At 58.8% G+C, this 22,100-nt stretch carries 24 protein-coding genes; 15 read left to right on the top strand and 9 right to left on the bottom strand.

Annotated elements, in window-relative coordinates; translation table 11 throughout:
- The first annotated feature begins 10 nt into the window (after positions 1-10).
- Positions 11-1,243 carry a multidrug efflux MFS transporter KdeA gene (gene kdeA / locus IB144_RS17810; RefSeq protein ID WP_004151718.1) on the top strand — a complete coding sequence of 411 codons (1,233 nt, stop codon included), beginning with the start codon at positions 11-13 and terminating at the stop codon, positions 1,241-1,243.
- A gap of 37 nt (positions 1,244-1,280) precedes the next feature.
- Here the strand turns inward: kdeA and IB144_RS17805 are convergent, their stop codons facing one another.
- Both IB144_RS17805 and IB144_RS17800 read right to left on the bottom strand, forming a co-directional pair.
- On the bottom strand, positions 1,281-2,093 hold the full coding sequence (locus IB144_RS17805) for a Cof-type HAD-IIB family hydrolase (protein WP_004141971.1): 813 nt from the start codon (positions 2,091-2,093) through the stop codon (positions 1,281-1,283).
- A complete protein-coding gene (locus tag IB144_RS17800) occupies positions 2,093-3,295 on the bottom strand; it encodes an MFS transporter (RefSeq protein ID WP_004151719.1) in 1,203 nt (400 codons plus the stop codon). The genes IB144_RS17805 and IB144_RS17800 overlap by 1 nt, the downstream gene beginning before the upstream one ends.
- 82 nt (positions 3,296-3,377) lie before the next feature.
- On the opposite strand from IB144_RS17800, the gene IB144_RS17795 reads away from it, so the two are divergent.
- Positions 3,378-3,941, top strand: coding sequence for a TetR family transcriptional regulator (locus IB144_RS17795; protein ID WP_021441473.1), 564 nt, complete (start codon positions 3,378-3,380; stop codon positions 3,939-3,941).
- A gap of 177 nt (positions 3,942-4,118) precedes the next feature.
- On the opposite strand, the gene IB144_RS17790 is transcribed toward IB144_RS17795, so the two are convergent.
- On the bottom strand, positions 4,119-5,804 hold the full coding sequence (locus IB144_RS17790) for an aspartate:alanine antiporter (protein WP_004179131.1): 1,686 nt from the start codon (positions 5,802-5,804) through the stop codon (positions 4,119-4,121).
- 266 nt (positions 5,805-6,070) lie between these two features.
- Here IB144_RS17790 and ybjM point away from each other — a divergent pair, with 266 nt between their 5' ends.
- A complete protein-coding gene (ybjM, locus tag IB144_RS17785) occupies positions 6,071-6,454 on the top strand; it encodes an inner membrane protein YbjM (protein WP_002896351.1) in 384 nt (127 codons plus the stop codon).
- A gap of 6 nt (positions 6,455-6,460) precedes the next feature.
- On the opposite strand, the gene IB144_RS17780 is transcribed toward ybjM, so the two are convergent.
- Positions 6,461-6,724 carry a GrxA family glutaredoxin gene (locus IB144_RS17780; protein ID WP_002896352.1) on the bottom strand — a complete coding sequence of 88 codons (264 nt, stop codon included), beginning with the start codon at positions 6,722-6,724 and terminating at the stop codon, positions 6,461-6,463.
- A gap of 202 nt (positions 6,725-6,926) precedes the next feature.
- Here IB144_RS17780 and IB144_RS17775 point away from each other — a divergent pair, with 202 nt between their 5' ends.
- From IB144_RS17775 to IB144_RS17720, 12 genes are all read left to right on the top strand, one after another.
- Complete coding sequence (locus IB144_RS17775; RefSeq protein WP_004179132.1) at positions 6,927-7,214, top strand: YbjC family protein; 288 nt, start codon at positions 6,927-6,929, stop codon at positions 7,212-7,214.
- Positions 7,198-7,920: a nitroreductase NfsA gene (gene nfsA, locus IB144_RS17770; RefSeq protein WP_040216708.1), complete on the top strand. Its 723-nt coding sequence runs from the start codon at positions 7,198-7,200 to the stop codon at positions 7,918-7,920. Before IB144_RS17775 ends, nfsA begins: the two co-directional genes overlap by 17 nt.
- Before the next feature lie 114 nt (positions 7,921-8,034).
- Positions 8,035-8,937: a 30S ribosomal protein S6--L-glutamate ligase gene (gene rimK, locus IB144_RS17765; protein ID WP_002896363.1), complete on the top strand. Its 903-nt coding sequence runs from the start codon at positions 8,035-8,037 to the stop codon at positions 8,935-8,937.
- 88 nt (positions 8,938-9,025) lie between these two features.
- Positions 9,026-9,505 (top strand): YbjN domain-containing protein, encoded by a 480-nt coding sequence (locus tag IB144_RS17760; protein WP_002896365.1) that lies wholly within the window; start codon positions 9,026-9,028, stop codon positions 9,503-9,505.
- Positions 9,506-9,853: 348 nt separating this feature from the next.
- Positions 9,854-10,966 (top strand): spermidine/putrescine ABC transporter substrate-binding protein PotF, encoded by a 1,113-nt coding sequence (potF, locus tag IB144_RS17755; RefSeq protein WP_002896368.1) that lies wholly within the window; start codon positions 9,854-9,856, stop codon positions 10,964-10,966.
- Positions 10,967-11,129: 163 nt separating this feature from the next.
- On the top strand, positions 11,130-12,263 hold the full coding sequence (gene potG / locus IB144_RS17750; RefSeq protein ID WP_002896370.1) for a putrescine ABC transporter ATP-binding subunit PotG: 1,134 nt from the start codon (positions 11,130-11,132) through the stop codon (positions 12,261-12,263).
- Positions 12,264-12,273: 10 nt separating this feature from the next.
- Positions 12,274-13,227: a putrescine ABC transporter permease PotH gene (potH, locus tag IB144_RS17745; RefSeq protein WP_002896371.1), complete on the top strand. Its 954-nt coding sequence runs from the start codon at positions 12,274-12,276 to the stop codon at positions 13,225-13,227.
- On the top strand, positions 13,224-14,069 hold the full coding sequence (gene potI, locus IB144_RS17740) for a putrescine ABC transporter permease PotI (protein ID WP_002896372.1): 846 nt from the start codon (positions 13,224-13,226) through the stop codon (positions 14,067-14,069). The genes potH and potI overlap by 4 nt, the downstream gene beginning before the upstream one ends.
- Before the next feature lie 57 nt (positions 14,070-14,126).
- On the top strand, positions 14,127-14,615 hold the full coding sequence (locus IB144_RS17735) for a YbjO family protein (protein ID WP_002896376.1): 489 nt from the start codon (positions 14,127-14,129) through the stop codon (positions 14,613-14,615).
- A gap of 41 nt (positions 14,616-14,656) precedes the next feature.
- Positions 14,657-15,784, top strand: coding sequence for a 23S rRNA (uracil(747)-C(5))-methyltransferase RlmC (rlmC, locus tag IB144_RS17730; RefSeq protein ID WP_040216711.1), 1,128 nt, complete (start codon positions 14,657-14,659; stop codon positions 15,782-15,784).
- A 78-nt stretch (positions 15,785-15,862) separates the two neighbouring features.
- Entirely contained in the window at positions 15,863-16,579 is a 717-nt protein-coding gene (locus tag IB144_RS17725) for a response regulator transcription factor (RefSeq protein ID WP_002896380.1), read from the top strand.
- Positions 16,576-18,048 carry an ATP-binding protein gene (locus IB144_RS17720; RefSeq protein ID WP_032419146.1) on the top strand — a complete coding sequence of 491 codons (1,473 nt, stop codon included), beginning with the start codon at positions 16,576-16,578 and terminating at the stop codon, positions 18,046-18,048. The genes IB144_RS17725 and IB144_RS17720 overlap by 4 nt, the downstream gene beginning before the upstream one ends.
- 86 nt (positions 18,049-18,134) lie before the next feature.
- On the opposite strand, the gene artJ is transcribed toward IB144_RS17720, so the two are convergent.
- The 5 genes from artJ to artP all read right to left on the bottom strand — a co-directional run bounded on the left by artJ (position 18,135) and on the right by artP (position 21,921).
- Positions 18,135-18,866, bottom strand: coding sequence for an arginine ABC transporter substrate-binding protein ArtJ (artJ, locus tag IB144_RS17715; RefSeq protein WP_002896384.1), 732 nt, complete (start codon positions 18,864-18,866; stop codon positions 18,135-18,137).
- Between the two features lie 183 nt (positions 18,867-19,049).
- Complete coding sequence (artM, locus tag IB144_RS17710; RefSeq protein WP_020323879.1) at positions 19,050-19,718, bottom strand: arginine ABC transporter permease ArtM; 669 nt, start codon at positions 19,716-19,718, stop codon at positions 19,050-19,052.
- A complete protein-coding gene (artQ, locus tag IB144_RS17705; RefSeq protein ID WP_040216713.1) occupies positions 19,718-20,434 on the bottom strand; it encodes an arginine ABC transporter permease ArtQ in 717 nt (238 codons plus the stop codon). The genes artM and artQ overlap by 1 nt, the downstream gene beginning before the upstream one ends.
- Before the next feature lie 6 nt (positions 20,435-20,440).
- On the bottom strand, positions 20,441-21,172 hold the full coding sequence (gene artI / locus IB144_RS17700; RefSeq protein ID WP_002896390.1) for an arginine ABC transporter substrate-binding protein ArtI: 732 nt from the start codon (positions 21,170-21,172) through the stop codon (positions 20,441-20,443).
- 20 nt (positions 21,173-21,192) lie between these two features.
- A complete protein-coding gene (artP, locus tag IB144_RS17695) occupies positions 21,193-21,921 on the bottom strand; it encodes an arginine ABC transporter ATP-binding protein ArtP (RefSeq protein ID WP_002896392.1) in 729 nt (242 codons plus the stop codon).
- Positions 21,922-22,100 lie beyond the last annotated feature (179 nt).

The following is a 22,100-nucleotide window of genomic DNA, read 5'->3' as shown; positions in this document are numbered from 1 at the left end:
AAGAGATTTCATGCAAAATTATTCGCTTTCAGGCCGCCGCCTCGGAAGGCAGGCGCTGTTGTTCCCGTTATGTCTGGTGCTGTACGAGTTTTCCACTTATATCGGCAACGATATGATTCAGCCGGGCATGTTAGCCGTGGTGCAGGAATTTCAGGTGGGCAACGAATGGGTACCTACCTCAATGACTGCCTATCTGGCAGGCGGCATGTTTTTACAGTGGCTGCTGGGGCCGCTGTCGGATCGTATTGGCCGCCGTCCGGTGATGTTGACCGGCGTAGTATGGTTCATCGTCACCTGCCTGGCGACGCTGCTGGCGCAGACCATTGAGCAGTTTACCCTGCTGCGCTTCCTGCAGGGGATCAGCCTGTGCTTTATTGGCGCGGTAGGCTATGCGGCGATACAGGAGTCCTTTGAGGAGGCGGTGTGTATCAAAATCACCGCCCTGATGGCTAACGTGGCGCTGATTGCCCCGCTGCTGGGGCCGCTGGTGGGCGCCGCCTGGGTGCATGTCCTGCCGTGGGAGATGATGTTTGTCCTGTTCGCCGTGCTGGCGGCCATCTCGTTCTTCGGCCTGCAGCGGGCGATGCCGGAGACCGCGACGCGACTGGGCGAAAAGCTGTCGGTGAAAGAGCTGGGCCGCGACTATCGGCTGGTGCTGAAGAACCTGCGCTTCGTCGCCGGCGCGCTGGCCACCGGCTTTGTCAGCCTGCCGCTGCTGGCGTGGATTGCCCAGTCGCCGGTGATTATTATCAGCGGCGAACAGGCCACCAGCTATGAGTACGGCATGCTGCAGGTGCCGATTTTCGGGGCGCTGATTGCCGGCAACCTGGTGCTGGCGCGCCTGACTGCGCGTCGGACCGTGCGCTCGCTGATTATCATGGGCGGTTGGCCGATCATGTTTGGCCTGATCCTCTCTGCGGCGGCGACCGTGGTCTCTTCCCACGCTTATCTGTGGATGACTGCCGGTCTGAGCTTCTACGCCTTCGGGATTGGCCTCGCGAACGCCGGCCTGGTGCGTTTAACCCTGTTCGCCAGCGAGATGAGTAAAGGCACGGTCTCGGCGGCGATGGGAATGCTGCAGATGCTGATCTTCACCGTCGGCATCGAGCTCAGCAAACATGCTTACGAGCTGGGCGGCAACGGGCTGTTCAGCCTGTTTAACCTGCTGGGTGGGGTACTATGGCTGGGGCTGATGATTTACTTTCTGAAAGATAAAAGCGTCGGCAATTCGCAGCAGGGGTAGTTGTTTTCAACCCGGATGCGCTCGCATCCGGGTCTTATCAGGCGAACGGCGCTTCGCGATCCAACACCTTATCAATAATCTGCAGGACACCTTCTTCGTTGTTATGCGGCGCCTGATAGCGGGCGACGGCTTTGACGTCTTCCCGGGCGTTTGCCATGGCAAAGCCAAACCCGGCGTGCTGCAGCATTTCGATATCGTTGCCGCTGTCGCCGAACGCCACTACCTCGTGATCCTCAATGCCCCAGCGCTGCTGCAAAATGCGCAGCCCGTTGGCTTTGTGCACACCCGGGATAATTAAGTCGATGCTGCCGTAGCCGGTGGCCACCGCGGTGACCATGTCCCCCAGCGCCGCGTGCAGCTTCGGCTGAATTTCCGGGATCAGGCTGTCTGGCACGTTGAGACCAAATTTGAGGATGGTGTCATCGAGATGGTTAAAATCATCCACCAGTTCAAGGCGGTGATAATACTTCGCCGCCACCGTCTTCAGCGCGTCGTTGTAGCGATTGAGGGTGTAGGCGCTGCGCTTCCCGCAGGCGATGATTTCGATATTCGGCAACGTCTGCAGATGGTCGACCACGGCGTTGAAGTGGTGAACCGGCAGTTGGCAGTTGAAGACGTCTTCATTGCCGCTCACCACCCAGCCGCCGTTTTCCGCCACGAAGGCGATCTGATGGGCGATCTCCGGGAAAAAGGAGATCAGCTGATAATATTGGTTGCCGCTGGCGACCACGAAGCGAATATTCTGTTCGCGCATTCGCTGGTACTGGGCGAGGAAGCGCGGCCGGTTGTAAGTTTTGGCATCGCTTAAAAAGGTGCCGTCCATATCCACCGCAATCAGTTTGATGCTCATTAGCTGTTCTCCATAACGGGTTCAGATTGTGGCTTAGCCACCGCGCGTGCGACCAGCGCCGCCACCATCACCAGACCCAGCACCACCATCATGGCGCTGCGCAGGCCGAAGTGTTCGCCTAGGAAACCCAGCAGCGGCGGCCCGACGAGGAAAGCGAGATAGCCGGTGATCGCCACCACGCTGACGCGCTTGGGCGCGTCCGGCCCGGTATCGCTGGCGGCGGAGATGGTCAGCGGGAAGCCGAGCGAGGCGCCAATGCCCCACAGCAGCACCGAGATGCCCGCCACCCAGGGGTTATCGACGAAGATGATCAGGCCTATGCCGAGGGCGCCCATCACTGCGCTGCCGCGGACCACCGCCACCCGGCTGTAGCGATCGATAAACCAGCCGCCGGTAAAGCGGCCCAGCGTCATGCCGAGGGTGAAACCGGCATAAATCAGGGAGCCGGAGGTGGGGCTAAAGCCGTGGCCATCCACCATCAGCAGCGGCAGCCAGTCGTTGGCCGAGCCTTCGGCAAAGGCCATCGCCAGGACAATGACGCCGATCAGCAGCAGCTGCGCGTCGCGCCACACCGGCAGACCTTTCGCCTCACCGTGGGCGACTTCGGCGGCATTTTTACCGGTGCCGTCGGGAATGGCGCGGATAGCAATGGCGATGGGCAGGATAGCCACCAGCGCAGCCGCCAGGATGTGCGGGGCGGCCGGCAGACCGAATCCGGTCACTGCCATGCCCACCCCGGCGCCGAACAGGGTGCCAAAGCTGTAGAAGCCATGCATCATCGGCAGCACCGTTTTATTCATCTCCCGCTCGATGGCCGCGCCTTCGACGTTAATAGCGACCTCTGCGGAGCCGAAGCTGGCGCCGAAGATAGCCAGACCGAAGGCGAACAGCGGGGCGGAAGTGACCCACAGCGCCAGGCTGAGCACCAGCATGCCAAGCACGGCGAAGGACATGGTGGTGCGGATGACCTTGCGGGTACCAAAGCGCTTCACCAGCCACGCCGAGCAGAGAATACCGCTCATCGACCCCACCGACAGACCAAACAGCACCACGCCCATCTCTGCGGTGGATAGCGCCAACAGATCGCGGATCGCCGGCGTGCGGGTGGCCCAGGAGGCCATTAACAAGCCGGGGATGAAAAAGAACATAAACAGCGCCCATAGCCGAAGCTGCAGCGCTCTGCGCGAGGATTGCGTCGTCATCCGTAAACGCCTTAAAGGAGAAGAGTGAAGACAACAGTAGCAAGTAAGTGTACATTTGTACATAAACCGGAAGAGGAAAATCATGGCCCGTAGACCAAACGATCCGCAGCGCCGCGAGCGCATCCTGCAGGCGACGCTGGATACCATCGCGGCGCACGGCATCCATGCGGTGACGCACCGTAAAATCGCCACCTGCGCGAATGTGCCGCTGGGATCGCTGACCTACTATTTCAGCGGCATTGAGGCGTTAATTGAGGAGGCGTTCAGCCTGTTTACCGCCGAGATGTCGGCGCAGTATCAGCAAGGCTTCGTCGGGGTAACGAACCGGGAACAAGCCTGCGATGCCATCGCGGATCTGATCTTCAGCGCCCAGGTGACCACGGCGCGCAATATGGAGCTGATGTACCAGCTGTACGCGTTCTGCAGCAGTCAGCCGGCGCTGAAGGCGGTGATGCAGAACTGGATGCGGCGCAGCCAGCAGACGCTGGAGCAGTGGTTCGCCCCCGATACCGCCCGCGGTCTCGACGCCTTTATTGAAGGGATGACCTTGCACTTTGTCACCGACCGCGCGCCGCTGTCGAAGGCGGCAATCCGGCTGCTGGTCGGGCAGCTGGCGGGGGAGAGGGCGCAGGAAGAGGGGCGCTGAAGCGGCGTTTCACCCGGAATGGCTAAACGCAGGCAACAAAAAACCCATCAACCTTGAACCGAAGTGGCGGGGTTGATGGGCTCCACAAAATGGGGACATCAAAGAAAAGCAGTGGCATTACTTATGACTGATGCCCTGAGAAAAAGTTCTGCCTGTGACGGCTTTTTTCTCAAAAAATTATTGTAGCCCTGGCCAGATGATCACGATGAGCGTCCCGGCAAGGGTAAGCAGCACGTTGGCGATGGCGTAGGTGCCTGCGTAGCCGAGCGCTGGAATATTGCTGCGCGCGGTATCGCTGATGATCTCCATCGCCGGGGCGCAGGTGCGGGCCCCCATCATGGCGCCGAACAGCATCGCCCGGTTCATGCGCAGCACGTAGGCGCCGAACAGGAAGCAGATCACCACCGGCACCAGGCTGACGATAAGCCCTGCCGCCAGCATCTGGCCGCCGACGGCGCCCAGCCCGTTATTGATCCCGGCCCCGGCGCTGAGACCGACCCCGGCCATAAACACCATCAGACCAAACTCTTTCACCATGTTCAGCGCCCCCTGCGGGATATAGCCGAAGGTTGGGTGGTTGGCGCGCAGGAAGCCAAGCATGATGCCGGCGAACAGCAGGCCGGCGGCGTTGCCGATGCCGAAGCTGAAGGAGCTGAACTGGAAGGTGATCATGCCGATCATCAGGCCAACGATAAAGAAGGCGCAGAAGGCCAGCAGATCGGTCACCTGGCTGTGAATGGAGATAAAGCCGATGCGGTCGGCCACGGTTTTTACGCGGCGGGCGTCGCCGCTGACCTGCAGCACGTCGCCTTTGTTCAGTACGACGTTATCGTCGATAGGCATCTCGATCTGGCTGCGAATAACCCGGTTTAAGAAGCAGCCGTGGTCGGTAAGCTTGAGCTGCGCCAGGCGGCGGCCGACGGCGTTGTGGTTTTTGACCACAATCTCTTCAGTGACGATGCGCATGTCGAGCAGATCGCGGTCGAACACCTCTTTACCGTTGCGGAAGCTCGGGTCGAGGCGGGCGTGGGCGTCCGGGTAGCCCACCAGCGCAATATCGTCACCCATCTGCAGCACCGCGTCGCCGTCCGGGTTGGCCAGAATACCGTTGCGACGAATGCGTTCAATATAGCAGCCGGTCTGGCGGTAAATACCCAGTTCGCGCAGATTTTTGCCATCCGCCCAGGCCACCAGCTCCGGGCCGACGCGGTAGGCGCGGATCACCGGCAGGTAGACTTTACGTTTGGAATCGGTATCGAGGCCGCGCTCGCGGGCGATTTGCTGGGCGCTGGTCTGCAGATCCTGATGCTGCAGCTTGGGCATATAGCGGGCGCCGACGATCAGGCTCACCAGACCAACCAGATAGGTCAGGGCATAGCCGAGGCTTAGATGGTCAAGCGACTGCGCCAGCTGATCGCTGGGCAGGCCGAAATGGCGCAGGGTGTCGCCCGCGCCCACCAGCACCGGGGTGGAGGTCATGGCGCCTGCCAGCATACCGGCGGTGAGCCCGATATCCCAGCCGAACACTTTACCCAGCACCATGGCGATCAGCATCGCGCTGCCGACCATCACCAGCGCCAGCATCAGGTAGTTTTTCCCGTCGCGGAAAAAAATAGAAAAAAAGTTGGGCCCGGCTTCTACGCCAACGCAAAAAATAAACAGCATAAAGCCGAGATTAAGGGCATCGGTGTTAATCGCGAAATGCTGCTGGCCTAATAATAGAGAAACGACTAAAACGCCAATGGAATTACCAAGTTGTACTGAGCCGAGACGCAGTTTTCCCAGGCATAGTCCTAATGCAAGTACAACGAATAATAACAGGATGTAATTCCCGTTTAACAAATCTGCGACGTTTATATTCACGAAAGCCAACTTCTCATTTACTAGTAAGTTGTTGAAGGAAATGGTTATTTGGTCTAAGGTTGCTCAGGCGTTCGCGTTGTCGCGAACCTATTCTGGCACCCTGTTATAACCAGCAAAAATATACCGCTAGTTTAATCCTTCCTGGATGCGGCGGCTAGTGACAATCGTTTTTAGGCTGGTAGGGGAGTTATTGGCATGGATTGCCGAAATGCTTTATCTGACTGGGCGACGTGGACGTGAGTTAGAGGCAACATCAGGAGGATACGGTGAAATCTGAGCGTAGTTGGGCCGGCATTATCTGTGGCTTCGTTCTGTTCATTGTGGTGTGCTTATCGTTGTTGTTACATATGAAAGGGGCATTTCGCGCCAGCGGCAACCCGGAGCTGGGCCTGCTCTTCTTTTTGCTGCCAGGGGCGGCGGCGAGCTGTCTCTCTCCCGGACGGCGGGTGCTGCGTCCTTTGCTCGGCGCGATACTGGCGGCGCCGGTCTGCATGGTGACGATGCGGCTGTTCTTCGTGACCCACCGGACGTTCTGGCAGGAGATGGCGTGGGTGTTGAGCGCCGTGTTCTGGTGCGCGCTTGGGGCATTGTGCTTTTTGTTTATCTGCGCCTGGCTTGATACCTGGCGCAGTCATTCATCGAGCAAATAAATTGACTCAGGCAAACAGGCCGAGATTCTCTTTTGCCCAGGCTTCAAAATCGGTGCAGCCGCCGATGTGTTTCTGGTCGACGAAAATCTGCGGCACGGTTTCAACCGGTTTGCCAACGGTTTTTTCCAGGTCAGCTTTGCTGATGCCTTCGGCATGAATATCCACGTAGCGGTAGTTGAAATCATCACGCTCGTTGGTCAGTTTTTCTGCCAGTTCTTTAGCGCGAACGCAGTAAGGGCAGCCTGGACGACCAAAAATAACGGTAAACATTGCTTCTCTCCTTAAACCTCAGCCGGATGGCGAATGGCGCTTATGATGCCTGGAACGGGCGGGGAGGGAAAGAAGGTTCTGCCTTTTACTTCGATGGTTTACGGCTATGTTTGATAAATGTCGGACTGTCAAAACCCGTATACTGGCCCGACGGCGCGGTGGAATTGGCTGGCGCGCCGCGTTTATCAACCGGAGAGGCGTGATGCGAAAATTTGCCCCATTGCCGAAAAGCATACTGCTGGTTGAGATCCTCGGGATGGGGCTGTTAACCCTCGCCTGGCTCTCCCTTAACCAGTATGTCCAGCTGCCTGCGCCCATTGCCAGCCCGACCGCGGCGCTGGTGATGCTCTTTGCCGGGATCGTGCTGATGATCCCCGCCGCCCTCGTCGTTATGTGGCGGATGGCGCAGATCGTGGCCCCGCAGTTAACGCACTCTCCAAAGCCTGAATCCTTGTCTGACAGAGAAAAACGTAATGACGCCGACCATTGAGCTGCTGCGCAGCCACCGTTCCATCCGCCACTTCACCGATGCCCCCGTGAGCGACGAACAGCGCGCAGAGATTATCGCCAGCGCGCAAGCGGCATCTACCTCGAGTTTTTTACAGTGCACCTCCATCATCCGTATTACTGACCCGGCCCTGCGTGAACGTTTGGTCCCGCTGACCGGCGGCCAGCAGCACGTCGCCCAGGCGGCGGAGTTTTGGGTCTTCTGCGCCGACTTTAATCGCCACCTGCAGATCTGCCCACAGGCGCAGCTGGGGCTGGCGGAACAGCTGCTGATCGGCGTTGTCGATACGGCGCTGCTGGCGCAAAACGCGCTGATCGCCGCCGAGTCCCTCGGACTAGGGGGCGTCTATATCGGCGGGTTGCGCAACAGCATTGAGGCCGTCACAGAGCTGCTGGAGCTGCCGCAGCACGTCCTGCCGCTGTTCGGTCTTTGCCTTGGCTGGCCGGCGGATAACCCGGACATCAAGCCGCGGATGCCGGCGGCCATGCTGGTGCATGATAACCGCTATCAGCCGCTGGATAACGCGCTGCTGGCGGAGTATGACGAACAGCTGGCGCACTATTATCTGTCGCGCGGCAGCAACGCCCGCCGCGATACCTGGAGCGACCATATCCGGCGCACTATCGTGAAAGAGAGTCGTCCGTTTATTCTTGACTATCTGCATAAGCAGGGGTGGGCAACGCGCTGATTACGTGTACACTGCTGCTCCGGCCAGGTGATATCCGCCGCCGGCCGCAGGAAAGGTGAAAGTGTGTTCGATAGCTGAGGCCCGCCAGAGCGGGTCTTTTCGCAGAGGTGCAGGATGAAAATTGCCATATTATCCCGGGATGGAACGCTTTATTCATGTCGGCGCCTGCGCGAAGCAGCGCAACAGCGCGGTCATCAGATCGAGATCCTCGATCCGCTTTCCTGTTATATGAACGTCAGCCCGGTGGCCTCGTCGATCCATTACAAAGGGCGTCAGCTGCCGCACTTTGATGCGGTGATCCCGCGCATTGGCTCGGCGATCACCTACTATGGCACCGCGGCCCTGCGCCAGTTTGAGCTCCTGGGAAGCTATCCGCTGAATGAGTCGGTCGCCATCACCCGCGCTCGCGATAAGCTGCGCTCGCTGCAGCTGCTGGCGCGCCAGGGCATCGATCTGCCATTGACCGGCATCGCTCACTCCCCGGATGACACCAGCGATCTGATCGCCATGGTGGGTGGCGCGCCGCTGGTGGTGAAGCTGGTGGAGGGCACCCAGGGGATCGGCGTGGTGCTGGCGGAGACCCGCCAGGCGGCGGAGAGCGTGATCGACGCCTTTCGCGGACTGAACGCTCATATTCTGGTGCAGGAATACATTGCCGAAGCGAAAGGGTGCGATATCCGCTGCCTGGTGGTCGGCAATGAGGTGGTGGCGGCGATCGAGCGGCGGGCGAAAGAGGGGGATTTCCGTTCTAACCTGCACCGCGGCGGCATGGCCACGGTGGCGCAGATTAGCGACGAGGAGCGGGCCATTGCCATCAAGGCAACGCAAACTCTCGGGCTGGACGCCGCCGGTGTCGATATTTTACGCGCCGCCCGCGGGCCGCTGGTGATGGAGGTGAATGCCTCGCCGGGGCTGGAAGGGGTGGAAACCACCACCGGCGTGGATGTCGCCGGCAAGATGATCGCCTGGATCGAGCGCCAGGCGACGCCGGAATTCTGTTTGAAAATAGGCGGCTAACCGCCGGATGCAAGACGGCCATGGTATGCGGCGCTTTTTTTGCGTAAGCTATGGCGTCGTTTTTCCACTGTAAGAGGTCACAGGCACTATGGATTCACTGGTCGTTCCAGGTCTGGATACGCTACGTCGCTGGCTGGACGAAATCGGCATCAGCTTTTTTGAGTGCGATTCCTGTCAGGCATTGCACCTGCCGCATATGCAAAATTTCGACGGTATTTTTGATGCCAAAATTGACCTGGTGGACAACGTGGTGCTCTTTTCCGCCCTGGCGGAGGTGAAGCCGTCTGCCCTGCTGGCGCTGTCGGCGGATCTCTCGGCCATCAACGCCAGCTCGTTAACCGTGAAGGCGTTTATCGACATTCAGGACGATAATTTGCCCAAGCTGGTGGTTTGCCAGTCGCTGTCTATCGGCCCAGGGGTGACCATGGAGCAGTTCGCCTGGTTCTTCCGCCAAAGCGAAGAGCAGATCTCGATGGTAATCCTCGAAGCCGGCGCAAATCAGCTGCTGTACAAAGGCGAAGAAGAAGAGCCTGCGGCGGAAAACGTACAATACCATTTTCTTCACTAAACCTGCCTAAAATTAGCGCAGCCACTACCGCAGCGGCTGCGTATTACCCGCTTTTATTCTGCATTTAACCTTTCTTTAAAGCATTATTCACCGCCATTCAGGCCGTTTTGGCTTATCACGTAGACCGTTATTGCATAAAAATTTGATAAAAGGCGTTTTTTTACCTGGGCTATAGCCTCTTATTCTGGCTACAGTTATTCTGGCGATGCTTCCAGTTGCGAGCAACCACTCCGGGAGAGATCCGCTCTCCTTTTCTCAGGCAATGAAAAAATATGCATGATTTTTGCATGCGTAGAAATGCGTATATTTGAGCCCGTAAGTTAACGGGCGTTGAGAAGGAAAAGAGATATGACCGCCTTTGGTAAAAAATGGTTAACAGGTCTGGTTACGGGTGCGCTGATGGCCGTCTCTGCCGGTTCGCTCGCCGCCGAACAAAAAACCCTGCATGTTTATAACTGGTCTGATTATATCGCGCCGGACACGGTAGCGAATTTCGAAAAAGAGACCGGGATTAAAGTGGTGTATGACGTTTTTGATTCCAACGAAGTACTGGAAGGCAAATTAATGGCGGGTAGCACCGGTTTCGACCTGGTGGTGCCGTCGGCAAGCTTCCTCGAACGCCAGCTGGCGGCGGGCGTGTTCCAGCCGCTGGATAAAAGTAAGCTGCCCAACTGGAAGAACCTTGACCCCGAAGTGCTGAAGCTGGTCGCCAAGCATGACCCGGAGAATAAATACGCCATGCCTTACCTGTGGGCGACGACGGGCATTGGCTACAACGTGGATAAGGTGAAAGCCGTTCTCGGCAAAGATGCGCCGGTGGACAGCTGGGATCTGGTGCTGAAGCCGGAGAACCTCGAAAAACTGAAAAGCTGCGGCGTCTCCTTCCTCGACGCGCCGGAAGAGATTTTCGCCACCGTGCTGAACTACCTCGGCAAAGATCCGAACAGCAGCAAAGCGGATGATTACACCGGCCCGGCGACCGATCTGCTGCTGAAGCTGCGGCCGAACATTCGCTACTTCCACTCTTCGCAATATATTAACGACCTTGCCAATGGCGACATCTGCGTGGCGATCGGCTGGGCAGGGGACGTCTGGCAGGCGGCCAACCGCGCGAAAGAGGCGAAGAACGGCGTCAATGTCTCCTACTTTATTCCGAAGGAAGGCGCGCTGGCGTTCTTTGACGTCTTTGCCATGCCGGCCGACGCGAAGAATAAAGATGAAGCCTATCAGTTCCTTAACTATCTGATGCGTCCGGACGTCATCGCCAAAATCAGCGACCAGGTGTTCTACGCCAACGGCAACAAGGCTTCCACGCCGCTGGTCAGCGAGACTATCCGTAACAACCCGGCGATTTATCCGCCAGCGGATGTGTTCGCCAAACTGTTCACGCTGAAGGTGCAGGATCCGAAGATTGACCGCGTGCGCACCCGCGCGTGGACCAAAGTGAAGAGCGGTAAATAATTCCTGATGGCCCGTCGAACACGGGCCAAATCAGATCTGCACTCGCCGGGAAATAGCAGCGCGCCCGGCGAGTAGAAGCACCAGGATGGTGCAAATGCACTGTTAAGCACGAAGTATGGCACCGGACCATATGGTGATCGTTTTTTTGCCGGAGAGCACCCGATTGAACGACGTAATGCCCCGCCCACAGGCGAAAGCCCCCAAAGCGCTGACCCCGCTACTGGAAATCCGTAACTTAACCAAGTCGTTTGATGGCCAGCATGCGGTCGACGACGTCAGTCTCACTATCTACAAAGGCGAAATTTTTGCTCTGCTGGGCGCGTCAGGCTGCGGGAAATCGACGCTGCTACGCATGCTGGCGGGCTTTGAACAACCGACCGCCGGGCAGATTATGCTCGACGGCGTGGATCTGGCGCGCGTGCCGCCCTATCAGCGGCCTATTAATATGATGTTCCAGTCCTATGCCCTGTTTCCCCATATGACCGTTGAGCAGAATATTGCCTTCGGCCTGAAGCAGGACCGCCTGCCTAAGGCGGAAATCACCGCCCGGGTGCAGGAGATGCTGGCCCTGGTACATATGCAGGAGTTTGCCAAACGTAAGCCGCACCAACTCTCAGGCGGCCAGCGGCAGCGCGTCGCGTTGGCGCGCAGCCTGGCGAAACGGCCCAAGCTGCTGCTGCTTGATGAACCGATGGGGGCGCTGGATAAAAAGCTGCGCGATCGCATGCAGCTCGAGGTGGTGGATATTCTTGAGCGCGTTGGCGTGACCTGCGTGATGGTAACCCACGATCAGGAAGAGGCGATGACCATGGCGGGCCGTATCGCCATCATGAATCGCGGCAAGTTTGTGCAGATTGGCGAACCGGAAGAGATTTACGAGCACCCGACCACCCGCTACAGCGCCGAGTTTATCGGCTCGGTGAACGTCTTTGAAGGGCTGGTGAAGGAGCGTCTGGAAGACGGTCTGGTGCTAAGCTCGCCGGGACTGATGCATCCGCTGAAGGTCGACCCCGACGCCTCGGTGGTGGACAACGTGCCGGTCTGGGTGGCGCTGCGTCCGGAGAAGATCATGCTGTGCGATGAACCGCCGGCGGACGGCTACAATTTTGCCGTCGGCGAGGTGATTCATATCGCCTATCTGGGGGATCTCTCTATCTATCATGTGCGCCTGCAAAGCGGGCAGATGATCAGCGCCCAGCTGCAGAATGAACACCGCCATCGGAAAGGGACGCCCACCTGGGGCGATGAGGTGCGTTTATGCTGGGATGCTGACAGCTGCGTTGTGCTGACGGTGTGAGGAGAGGGCGATGAATACCGTTGAATCCCCGTCAGGGGCGAAAAAACCGGGCGGCTTCGCGCTGTGGGCGGCGCGCCTGCAGATGGCGCATGGCCGCAAGCTGGTGATTGCGCTGCCCTATCTGTGGCTGATCCTGTTGTTTATGCTACCGTTCCTGATCGTGTTCAAGATAAGTCTTGCCGAGATGGCGCGGGCGATCCCTCCCTACACCGAGCTGATGGAGTGGGCGGACGGCCAGCTGACGCTGACGCTTAACTTTGCCAACTTCCTACAGTTGACTGACGATCCGCTCTATTTTGAAGCTTATCTCCAGTCGCTGCAGGTGGCGGGTATCTCGACGATCTGCTGCCTGCTGCTGGGCTATCCGCTGGCCTGGGCGGTGGCGCACAGCAAGCCGTCGACGCGTAATATTCTGCTGCTGTTGGTGATCCTCCCGTCGTGGACCTCGTTTTTGATCCGCGTCTATGCCTGGATGGGGCTGCTGAAGAGCAACGGGGTGTTGAATAACTTCCTGCTGTGGTTAGGGGTTATCGATCAGCCGCTGGAGATCCTGCACACCAACCTGGCGGTGTACATCGGTATCGTGTATGCCTATCTGCCGTTTATGGTGCTGCCTATCTACACCGCGCTGACCCGCATCGACTATTCGCTGGTGGAGGCCTCGCTGGATCTCGGCGCCCGGCCGCTGAAGACCTTCTTCCAGGTGATCGTCCCGCTCACCAAAGGCGGCATTATCGCCGGCTCCATGCTGGTGTTTATCCCGGCGGTCGGCGAGTTCGTGATCCCGGAACTGCTGGGCGGGCCGGACAGCATCATGATTGGCCGCGTGCTGTGGCAGGAGTTCTTTAACAACCGCGACTGGCCGGTCGCCTCGGCGGTGGCGATTGTCATGCTGCTGTTGCTGATCGTGCCGATCATGTGGTTCCACAAGCACCAGCAAAAACAGATGGGAGAGCAGGGATGAACGACTTGCCGGTAGTACGCTCGCCGTGGCGCATTCTGATCCTCGTGCTCGGGTTCACCTTCCTCTACGCCCCGATGCTGATGCTGGTGATCTACTCGTTCAACAGCTCGAAGCTGGTAACGGTCTGGGCCGGATGGTCGACGCGCTGGTATAGCGAACTGTTCCACGATGATGCGATGATGAGCGCGGTAGGATTGAGCCTGACCATCGCCGCCTGCGCGGCGACGGCGGCGGCGATCCTCGGTACCATCGCCGCGGTGGTGATGGTGCGCTTTGGGCGTTTTCGCGGCTCCAACGGCTTCGCGTTTATGATCACCGCGCCGCTGGTCATGCCGGACGTGATCACCGGTCTCTCGCTGCTGCTGCTGTTCGTGGCGCTGGGACATGCCATCGGCTGGCCGTCGGACCGCGGCATGTTGACCATCTGGCTGGCGCATGTCACCTTCTGTACCGCCTACGTGGCGGTGGTGATCTCCTCGCGCCTGCGCGAGCTGGACCACTCTATTGAAGAGGCGGCGATGGATCTTGGCGCCGCGCCGCTGAAGGTCTTCTTCGTCATCACGCTGCCGATGATTATGCCGGCGGTGATCTCCGGCTGGCTGCTGGCCTTCACGCTGTCGCTGGATGACCTGGTGATCGCCAGCTTTGTCTCCGGTCCCGGGGCCACGACCTTGCCGATGCTGGTCTTCTCCAGCGTGCGCATGGGGGTCAACCCGGAGATCAACGCCCTGGCGACGCTCATCCTCGGCGTGGTCGGTATTGTTGGTTTTATCGCCTGGTATTTGATGGCCCGCGCAGAAAAGCAGCGAGTGCGCGATATCCAGCGTGCAAGACAAGGCTGAACCACCTAAAATCGGTACAGCAGCCTCCGGTCGGCGCCACCCTGTGGCGCCGTTTTCATGGAAGACATTACGTTGGGATTGTTTACGAAAACTCGCTCATCGCATGCCCGCCTTAACGTCCCTGCGCTGGTGCAGGTGGCGGCCTTTGCTATTATTTTGATTCGCGGCCTGGATCTGCTGATGATCCTCAATCTGTTGGGCCTGCAGGGGCTGAACGAATTCATACACCGCAGCGTTCAGACCTGGAACCTGACGCTGGTCTTCCTCGGCAGCCTGGCGCTGGTGTTTATCGAGATCTGGTGCGCCTTCTCGCTGGTGAAAGGGCGCAACTGGGCGCGCTGGATCTATCTGCTGACGCAGATTATCGCTGCCGGCTACCTGTGGGCGGCATCGCTGGGCTACGGGTATCCGGAGCTGTTCAGCATTCCCGGGGAATCAAAACGAGAAATTTTCCACTCGCTGGTGATGCAAAAACTGCCGGATCTGCTGGTTCTGACGCTGCTGTTCGTGCCGGCGAACTGCCGTCGCTTTTTCCGCCTGCAATAACGGTGATACAATCCCCGCCCCTGGATTTTTGAAGGTCAATTATGCATTGCGCACTCTACGACGCCGGCCGTTGCCGCTCCTGTCAATGGCTGGAGCGGCCAGTCCCGCAACAGCTCGCCGATAAAATGGCCGATCTGCGCACGCTGCTGGCGGCGATCCCGGTCGCAGCCTGGGGCGAGCCGGTCAGCGGGCCGGAGGCGGCTTTCCGTAACAAGGCTAAAATGGTGGTCAGCGGCAGCGTTGAGCGTCCGCTGCTGGGGATGCTGCACCGCGATGGCACTCCGGTGGACCTCACCGACTGCCCGCTCTATCCCGCCGAGTTTGCCCCGGTTTTTGCTGCCCTGAAGCCCTTTATCGCCCGCGCCGGGTTAACACCTTACAACGTCGCGCGCAAACGCGGGGAGCTGAAATACCTGCTGCTGACCGCCAGCCAGCAGGGGGAGATGATGCTGCGCTTCGTGCTGCGCTCAGAGGCCAAGGTGGCTCAGCTGCGCGCCGCGCTGCCGTGGCTACAGGCACAGCTGCCGCAGCTCAGCGTGATCACGGCGAATATCCAGCCGGTGCATATGGCAATCATGGAAGGCGAGCAGGAGATCTTCTTCACCGAACAGCAGGCGCTGGGGGAGGTCTTTAATGGGGTGCCGCTGTGGATCCGCCCGCAAAGCTTCTTTCAGACTAACCCGACGGTAGCCAGCCGGCTGTACGCCACGGCCCGCGACTGGGTGCGCGCGCTGCCGGTCCAGCATATGTGGGATCTGTTTTGCGGCGTTGGGGGCTTTGGCCTGCACTGCGCGACGCCGACGATGCGCCTGACCGGTATCGAGATCGCCCCGGAAGCCATCGCCTGCGCCAGACAGTCAGCCGCGCAGCTGGGGCTCAGCAATCTGCATTTTCAGGCGCTGGACTCGACGCAGTTCGCCACTCACGAAGCGGATGCCCCGCAGCTGGTGCTGGTTAACCCGCCGCGCCGCGGTATTGGCGCTGAACTATGCGACTATTTAAGCCGCATGGCGCCGCCCTATATTATCTATTCCAGCTGTAACGCCCGCACCATGGCGACCGATATCGCTCGTCTTAGCGGCTATCGCGTTGAGCGGGTCCAGCTGTTTGATATGTTCCCCCACACCGCCCACTACGAAGTGCTGACCCTGCTGGTCCGCGAAGTTTAAACAAAATGTGAAGGCTTTGCGCCGCTGAAATCGGGTAAGCTTGACGCAGCATGTTTTGTTATTGGTGGGGGGAATCTAATGGCCAAAACCATTCTGCTGGTGGAAGATGACGAGGATATAGCCACGCTGCTGCGGCTCAATCTTCAGGATGAGGGCTATCAGATCGTCCATGAAGCCGACGGCGGCCAGGCCCTCGCCCGGCTGGAGACGCAGGTCTGGGATGCGGTGATCCTCGATTTGATGCTGCCCGGCGTCGATGGTCTGGAGATCTGCCGGCGTATCCGCCAGATGACCCGCTACCTGCCGGTGATTATCATCAGCGCTCGCACCAGCGAAATGCACCGCGTGCTGGGCCTGGAGATGGGCGCCGACGACTATCTGGCGAAGCCCTTTTCACTGCTGGAGCTTATCGCCCGCGTCAAAGCGCTGTTTCGTCGCCAGGAGGCGATGGGGCAGAATCTGCTGATGGACGCCGGGCGCCTGTCCTGCCATGGCCTGAGCATCGACCCGCTGTCGCGCGAAGTGAAGCTGCGCGGCGAGACGGTGGACCTCACGCCGCGTGAATTCGACCTGCTGTATTACTTCGCCCGCCACCCAGGGGAAGTGTTTTCCCGCCTGGCGCTGCTGGAGCAGGTCTGGGGATATCAGCACGAGGGCTATGAGCATACCGTCAATACCCATATCAACCGCCTGCGCAGTAAAATCGAACGTGACCCGGCCGAGCCGGACATCATTCTTACCGTCTGGGGAAAAGGCTATAAGTTCGCCCCGGTGACGCAAGAGGCCGCCCCGTGATCCGCCGCCTGAGCCTCAGCCAGCGTCTGGCGCTGGTGGTGGTTTCCCTGCTGATGCTATGCGCGGTGGCGGTATGCGCCGTCCAGTTACACAGCAGCGCGCAGTATGGCAACGCCATGGTGCAGCGTCTGTCGTCCGGGCTGGCTCAACAGATTGTCGCCCGCGAGCCGTTGCTGGACGCCCACGGCGAGGTCAACCGGCAAACCCTGAAGTCGCTGTTTGACCGACTGATGACCTTTAATCCCAGCGTGGAGCTCTATCTGCTGTCGCCGGATGGCGACCTGCTGGCCGATGCGGCGCCGCCGGGCCATATCCAGCGCCAGCGTATCGACATGGCGCCGGTGCAGGCTTTTCTCACCGGCAGTGCGTCGCCGGTGTATGGCGACGATCCGCGCAGTCCCGACGGACGAAAAGTCTTCAGCGCCGCCCCGCTGCGCGTCGACGGCCAACTGCGCGGCTACCTGTATATCATTTTGCAGGGGGAGACGTTTAATCAGCTGGCGGCCGACGCCTGGCAAAAAACGCTGTGGAGCATTGTTCTGTGGACGCTGCTGCTGGTGGCCCTGTTTGGCATGCTGGCAGGGGGGCTGGCATGGTTCTGGGTCACCCGGCCGGTCCGCCTGCTCACCGCCCAGGTGGCGGCGAGCGGCCAGGACAGCATCAGCGCCATCAAAACCCTGGCGGCCCGCAGGCCGGAGCCCCGGCCTGGTAACGAGGTGGCGGTGCTCGAGAACCGCTTTATTGACCTTGCCCGGCAGATTGCCGATCAGTGGGATCGGCTGGCCGACAGCGATCGCCAGCGCCGTGAATTTGTGGCCAATATCTCTCACGATTTGCGCACGCCGCTGACTTCGCTGCTGGGGTATCTGGAAACGCTGACCCTGAAGGATGAATGGCTGACCGCCGAGGAGCGCAGGCAGTATCTCACCATCGCCCTGCGCCAGGGGAACAAAGTGCGCCATCTCTCGCAGCAGCTGTTTGAGCTGGCGCGACTGGAGCATGGAGGCATTAAGCCGCAGCGCGAGCGTTTCGCGATGGGGGAGCTGATTTCCGACGTGGCGCAGAAGTTTGAATTAACTGCCCGCACGCGCGAGGTGAACCTGCATATTGATGTACCGGGACCGCTGCCGCTGATTAACGCCGATGTGTCGATGATTGAGAGGGTGGTGACCAACCTGCTCGATAACGCGATGCGGCATACTCCCGTCGGCGGGGAGATCCGTCTGGCGGTCTGGCAGGAGAATCAACAGCTTCAGGTCGAAGTGGCAGACAACGGAGCGGGCGTCGATGCCGCGCTGCGTGACGATCTGTTCCAGCGGCCGTCGGCGTTGTCTACCCAGGCATCGCGGGAGGATCGCGGTGGGTTAGGGTTGCTGATTGTGAAACGAATGCTGGAGCTGCACGGGGGCGATATCAGACTGGTGGAGTCGGTAAGCGGGGCGCGGTTCAGGTTCTTCGTGCCACTTTGAGAAATCGCCGGGTGGCGGCTACGCCTTACCCGGCCATCGTGGAAGAGCGGTGGCCGGGTAAGCGCAGCGCCACCCGGCGAAAAAAGTTACTCCGGGAACCACTGGTTGCTAATTTTCTGGTAGGTACCGTCGGCCTTAATCGCTTTCAGCGCGGCGTTCAGTTTCTCCAGCAGCGCCTTGTTATCCGGGCGCACGGCAATGCCGAGTCCGGTGCCGAAGTATTGCGGGTCGGTCACTTTCGGCGTGGCTGCCCCCAGCTGCGGGTTAGTTTTCAGCCATTCGTTGACCACCGCGGTGTCGCCGAACACGCCGTCGATACGGCCATTTTTCAAATCGATAATCGCATTCTGGTAGCTGTCATAGGCGACGGTCTTCACCTCAGGATGCTTATCCTGCAGATATTTCTGGTGGGTGGTGCCGTTTTCCATGCCGATCCGTTTGCCTTTCAGGTCATCGAAAGAATGGAACGCATCTTTTTTGGCGATCACCAGCGCCGAGTTGGCGTAGTACGGGTCGGTGAAGGCCACCTGCTTGCTCCGCTCCGGCGTAATATCCATTCCGGAAATCACCGCATCATATTTCTTGAACTTCAGCGCCGGGATCAGGCTGTCAAACGCGTGGTTGGTAAAGGTACATTCTGCCTGCATTTGTTTGCACAGCGCGTGGGCCAGATCGATATCAAAGCCGACAATCTGGTTATTAGCGTCCATCGATTCAAACGGCGGATAGGTTGCGGAGACGCCAAAGCTGATTTTTTCCGCGGCAGCAGCGCCGAACGCGAAAGAGGTGAGCAGTGCAGCCAGAACTAACTTTTTCATCGTGGAACTCCCGTCTGTCTATCTTATGATTATTCGCCGTGTCTGCGGCATAGAGTGACAATGCCATTAAATGAATTTATATTCAATAAATTTGATTAAATATTTTTATGGGCATAAAAAAAGACGGACAAGTGTTAGACTTATCCGCCTTGCTGTTTGCTTTTTATGCAATATGCTCAGGTGCTAGCTACGTCGCTCGAAGGCCAGCGCTTTGCGTTCCACCAGGCGCATCAGCAGCGTCAGCAGTCCATTAACGATGAGATAGATAATCCCGGCGGCGCCGAACACCATCACGTCGTAGGTGCGTCCATACAGCAGCTGGCCGTGGCCCATCACTTCCATCAGCGTGATGGTGTAGGCCAGAGAGGTACTCTTGAAAACCAGCACCACTTCGTTGGAATAGGACGATAGCGCACGCTTAAAGGCGTACGGCAGCAGGATCGCCAGAGTATCCTTTTTACTCATCCCCAGCGCGCTGCAGGACTGCCATTGCCCGTCGGGGATCGCCCGGATGGCGCCATAAAACAGCTGAGTGGTGTAGGCGGCGCTGTTGAGCGACAGAGCGATCAGGGCGCACAGCCACGGCTCGGAGATAAGATGCCACAGCCACGGATAATCCTGCAGCGAAGGGAACTGTCCCGGGCCGTAGTAGATCAGGAAGATCTGCACCAGCAGCGGCGTACCGGTAAACAAGGTGATATAGCCGCGCACTATCCATACCAGCCCCGGCGTCTTCAGGGTCAGGATAATGGTGAAGATCAGCGACAGGATCAGCGCCACGATAATCGACGCCACGGTCAGCGTCAGGCTGGTATGCAGTCCTTTCAGCAGTTCGGGTAAATAGTCGAGCATCAGCCTGGTCTCCGTTCGAAGCGCGTCGCACGCTGGTCAATCCGCTTAAGGATGTATTGACTCAACAGGGTGATGACGAGATAGATTGCCGCCGCAATGATATACCAGTTAAAGGGTTCCTGAGTGCGGGTGGCGATGCTTTTGGTCTGCAGCATCAGATCGTTGACGCTGATCAGGCTCACCAGCGCGGTGTCCTTCAGCAGCACCAGCCACTGGTTACCGAGTCCGGGCAGGGCATGGCGCCACATCTGCGGCATCACCAGACGGAAGAATATGGCCGTTTTCGACAGCCCCAGCGCCTGGCCGGACTCCCACTGGCCCTGCGGAACCGCTTTTAGCGCGCCGCGCAGCGTTTGCGAGGCGTAAGCGGCATACAGCAGCGACAGGGCGATCGCCCCGCAGAGGAACGGGCTGACGTCAAAGTTCTCAATCTGCATCTGCACCGGGATCTGCGTGAACCCGAGCGGGATGGTGAAACCGTCAGAGAGCGTCAGCAGCAGCTGGGAAGAGCCGAAATAGATAAACAGCACCACCAGAATTTCCGGTAGCCCGCGCAGGATGGTCACTATGCCGGTTGCAAGCCAGGCTACCGGGCGCCATTTCACTGACTCCAGTACCGCAAAGAGCATCGCCAGGACCAGGCCGATGACGAGCGCGCAAACGGCAAGGCCGACGGTCATCCCGGCGGCGCTTGCTAATGGAAAAATTTCGTTCATTCAGTCTTACTTCTGGAACCATTTGTTATAGATGGTCTGGTAAGTGCCGTCTTTCTTCACTTTTTCCAGCGCAGCGTTAAATTTCTGCTGCAGGTCGGTGTTGCCCTGACGTACGGCAATGCCCAGCCCGGTGCCGAAATAGGCTTTGTCGGTCACTTTATCGCCCACGGCCGCCAGCTTCGGATTGCTCTTCAGCCATTCGGTCACCACGGCGGTGTCACCAAAGACCGCGTCGATACGACCGTTCTGCAGGTCCAGCTTCGCATTCTGGTAGCTGTCGTAAGGCACGGTAGTGATTTCCGGATGTTTATCGGTGATGAATTTCTGGTGGGTGGTGCCGTTCTGCACGCCCACTTTTTTGCCCTTCAGCTGGTCAATGCTGGTGAACTTACCCTGCTGGCCGACGAACAGCGCCGAGTTGTCATAATACGGGGTAGAGAACAGCACCTGCTTTTCACGCTCCGGCGTGATGTCCATCCCGGCCATGACCGCGTCGAAACGGCGGAATTTCAGTCCCGGGATCAGGCTGTCAAAGGCCTGGTTGGTGAAGGTACAGGTGGCGTCGATCTCTTTACACAACGCGTTCGCCAGATCGACATCGAAACCGACGATCTGGTTGTTGGCGTCCACCAGCTCAAACGGAGGGTAAGAGGCCTCGGTGGCGAAACGAATGGTCTGCGCGGCGGAAGCGGAGAGGCTCATGCCTGCGAGCAGGGCGGCAATCAGTACTTTTTTCATCGTCATTTCCCCGAAAAACATCAATGTGAAAGATAGTTTTTAAACGCGTCAGTTTGCGGATGCGTGAAGCAGGAGGCATCCCCTTGCTCGACGATATGGCCATTTTCCATATACACCACCCGGCTGGCCGTCTTGCGCGCCACTTCAACTTCGTGGGTGACGATAACCTGGGTAATGCCGGTTTCAGCCAGCTCGCGGATGATGCTGACGATCTGGGCAGTGATTTCCGGGTCGAGCGCCGCGGTAGGCTCATCGAACAGCAGAACCTGCGGCTCCATCATCAGCGCGCGGGCGATGGCCACCCGCTGTTGTTGGCCGCCGGATAAATGCAGCGGGTAACGATCGCTGTACGGCTTCAGACGCAGGCGCTCCAGCAGCTTCTCTGCGCGAGCCAGCGCCTGATCCTTGCTTAACCCCAGTACGCGACAGGGGGCCTCGATCAGGTTCTGCTGTACCGTCAGGTGCGGCCACAGGTTGTATTGCTGGAAGACCATGCCGACGTTCTGACGCAGTTCGCGAATCGCTTTATCGGACGGCGCTCTGGTGAAGTCGAATTGGTTGCCGGCGATGGATAACGAACCGGACCGCGGCATCTCCAGCAGGTTGAGTACGCGCAGCAGCGAGCTCTTCCCGGCACCGCTGGGGCCGAGCAGCACCAGCGTTTCCCCCTGCGGGCAATCCAGCGTGATGTCGAACAGCGCCTGGTGTGCGCCGTAGAAGCAATTAATGCCGTTTAGTTTAATACTCATCTGGGCAGTCTGATACGAATAGCTATTGAGGCCGCAAATACTACCTTTGGCAGAATAGTTATGCAATATTTATGCGTTAAAAGTTAAATCTAAACCACGTTTAGCTTTAAAGTTAGCACAAAATATGGCCTGGTGGGTGAGGGGGGCGCAAATGTCGGCATTCCTGGGGCGAATACCGA

This window comes from Klebsiella sp. K4 (assembly GCF_014596785.2).
GTDB lineage: Bacteria > Pseudomonadota > Gammaproteobacteria > Enterobacterales > Enterobacteriaceae > Klebsiella > Klebsiella pneumoniae.
The sequence above is the reverse complement of the archived record's forward strand: the minus strand, read 5'-3'. Positions and strand labels throughout refer to the sequence as shown.

Excerpts from the sequence above, each read along its gene's own strand:
- artP (WP_002896392.1), bottom strand. The coding sequence starts at position 21,921 with ATGAGTATTAAACTAAACGGCATTAATTGCTTCTACGGCGCACACCAG.
- IB144_RS17725 (WP_002896380.1), top strand. The coding sequence starts at position 15,863 with ATGGCCAAAACCATTCTGCTGGTGGAAGATGACGAGGATATAGCCACG.
- artJ (WP_002896384.1), bottom strand. The coding sequence starts at position 18,866 with ATGAAAAAGTTAGTTCTGGCTGCACTGCTCACCTCTTTCGCGTTCGGC.
- IB144_RS17775 (WP_004179132.1), top strand. The coding sequence starts at position 6,927 with ATGCGAAAATTTGCCCCATTGCCGAAAAGCATACTGCTGGTTGAGATC.
- IB144_RS17805 (WP_004141971.1), bottom strand. The coding sequence starts at position 2,093 with ATGAGCATCAAACTGATTGCGGTGGATATGGACGGCACCTTTTTAAGC.
- artQ (WP_040216713.1), bottom strand. The coding sequence starts at position 20,434 with ATGAACGAAATTTTTCCATTAGCAAGCGCCGCCGGGATGACCGTCGGC.
- rlmC (WP_040216711.1), top strand. The coding sequence starts at position 14,657 with ATGCATTGCGCACTCTACGACGCCGGCCGTTGCCGCTCCTGTCAATGG.
- nfsA (WP_040216708.1), top strand. The coding sequence starts at position 7,198 with ATGACGCCGACCATTGAGCTGCTGCGCAGCCACCGTTCCATCCGCCAC.
- IB144_RS17780 (WP_002896352.1), bottom strand. The coding sequence starts at position 6,724 with ATGTTTACCGTTATTTTTGGTCGTCCAGGCTGCCCTTACTGCGTTCGC.
- kdeA (WP_004151718.1), top strand. The coding sequence starts at position 11 with ATGCAAAATTATTCGCTTTCAGGCCGCCGCCTCGGAAGGCAGGCGCTG.
- potH (WP_002896371.1), top strand. The coding sequence starts at position 12,274 with ATGAATACCGTTGAATCCCCGTCAGGGGCGAAAAAACCGGGCGGCTTC.
- IB144_RS17735 (WP_002896376.1), top strand. The coding sequence starts at position 14,127 with ATGGAAGACATTACGTTGGGATTGTTTACGAAAACTCGCTCATCGCAT.
- artI (WP_002896390.1), bottom strand. The coding sequence starts at position 21,172 with ATGAAAAAAGTACTGATTGCCGCCCTGCTCGCAGGCATGAGCCTCTCC.
- potI (WP_002896372.1), top strand. The coding sequence starts at position 13,224 with ATGAACGACTTGCCGGTAGTACGCTCGCCGTGGCGCATTCTGATCCTC.
- rimK (WP_002896363.1), top strand. The coding sequence starts at position 8,035 with ATGAAAATTGCCATATTATCCCGGGATGGAACGCTTTATTCATGTCGG.
- artM (WP_020323879.1), bottom strand. The coding sequence starts at position 19,718 with ATGCTCGACTATTTACCCGAACTGCTGAAAGGACTGCATACCAGCCTG.
- IB144_RS17800 (WP_004151719.1), bottom strand. The coding sequence starts at position 3,295 with ATGACGACGCAATCCTCGCGCAGAGCGCTGCAGCTTCGGCTATGGGCG.
- potF (WP_002896368.1), top strand. The coding sequence starts at position 9,854 with ATGACCGCCTTTGGTAAAAAATGGTTAACAGGTCTGGTTACGGGTGCG.
- IB144_RS17760 (WP_002896365.1), top strand. The coding sequence starts at position 9,026 with ATGGATTCACTGGTCGTTCCAGGTCTGGATACGCTACGTCGCTGGCTG.
- IB144_RS17795 (WP_021441473.1), top strand. The coding sequence starts at position 3,378 with ATGGCCCGTAGACCAAACGATCCGCAGCGCCGCGAGCGCATCCTGCAG.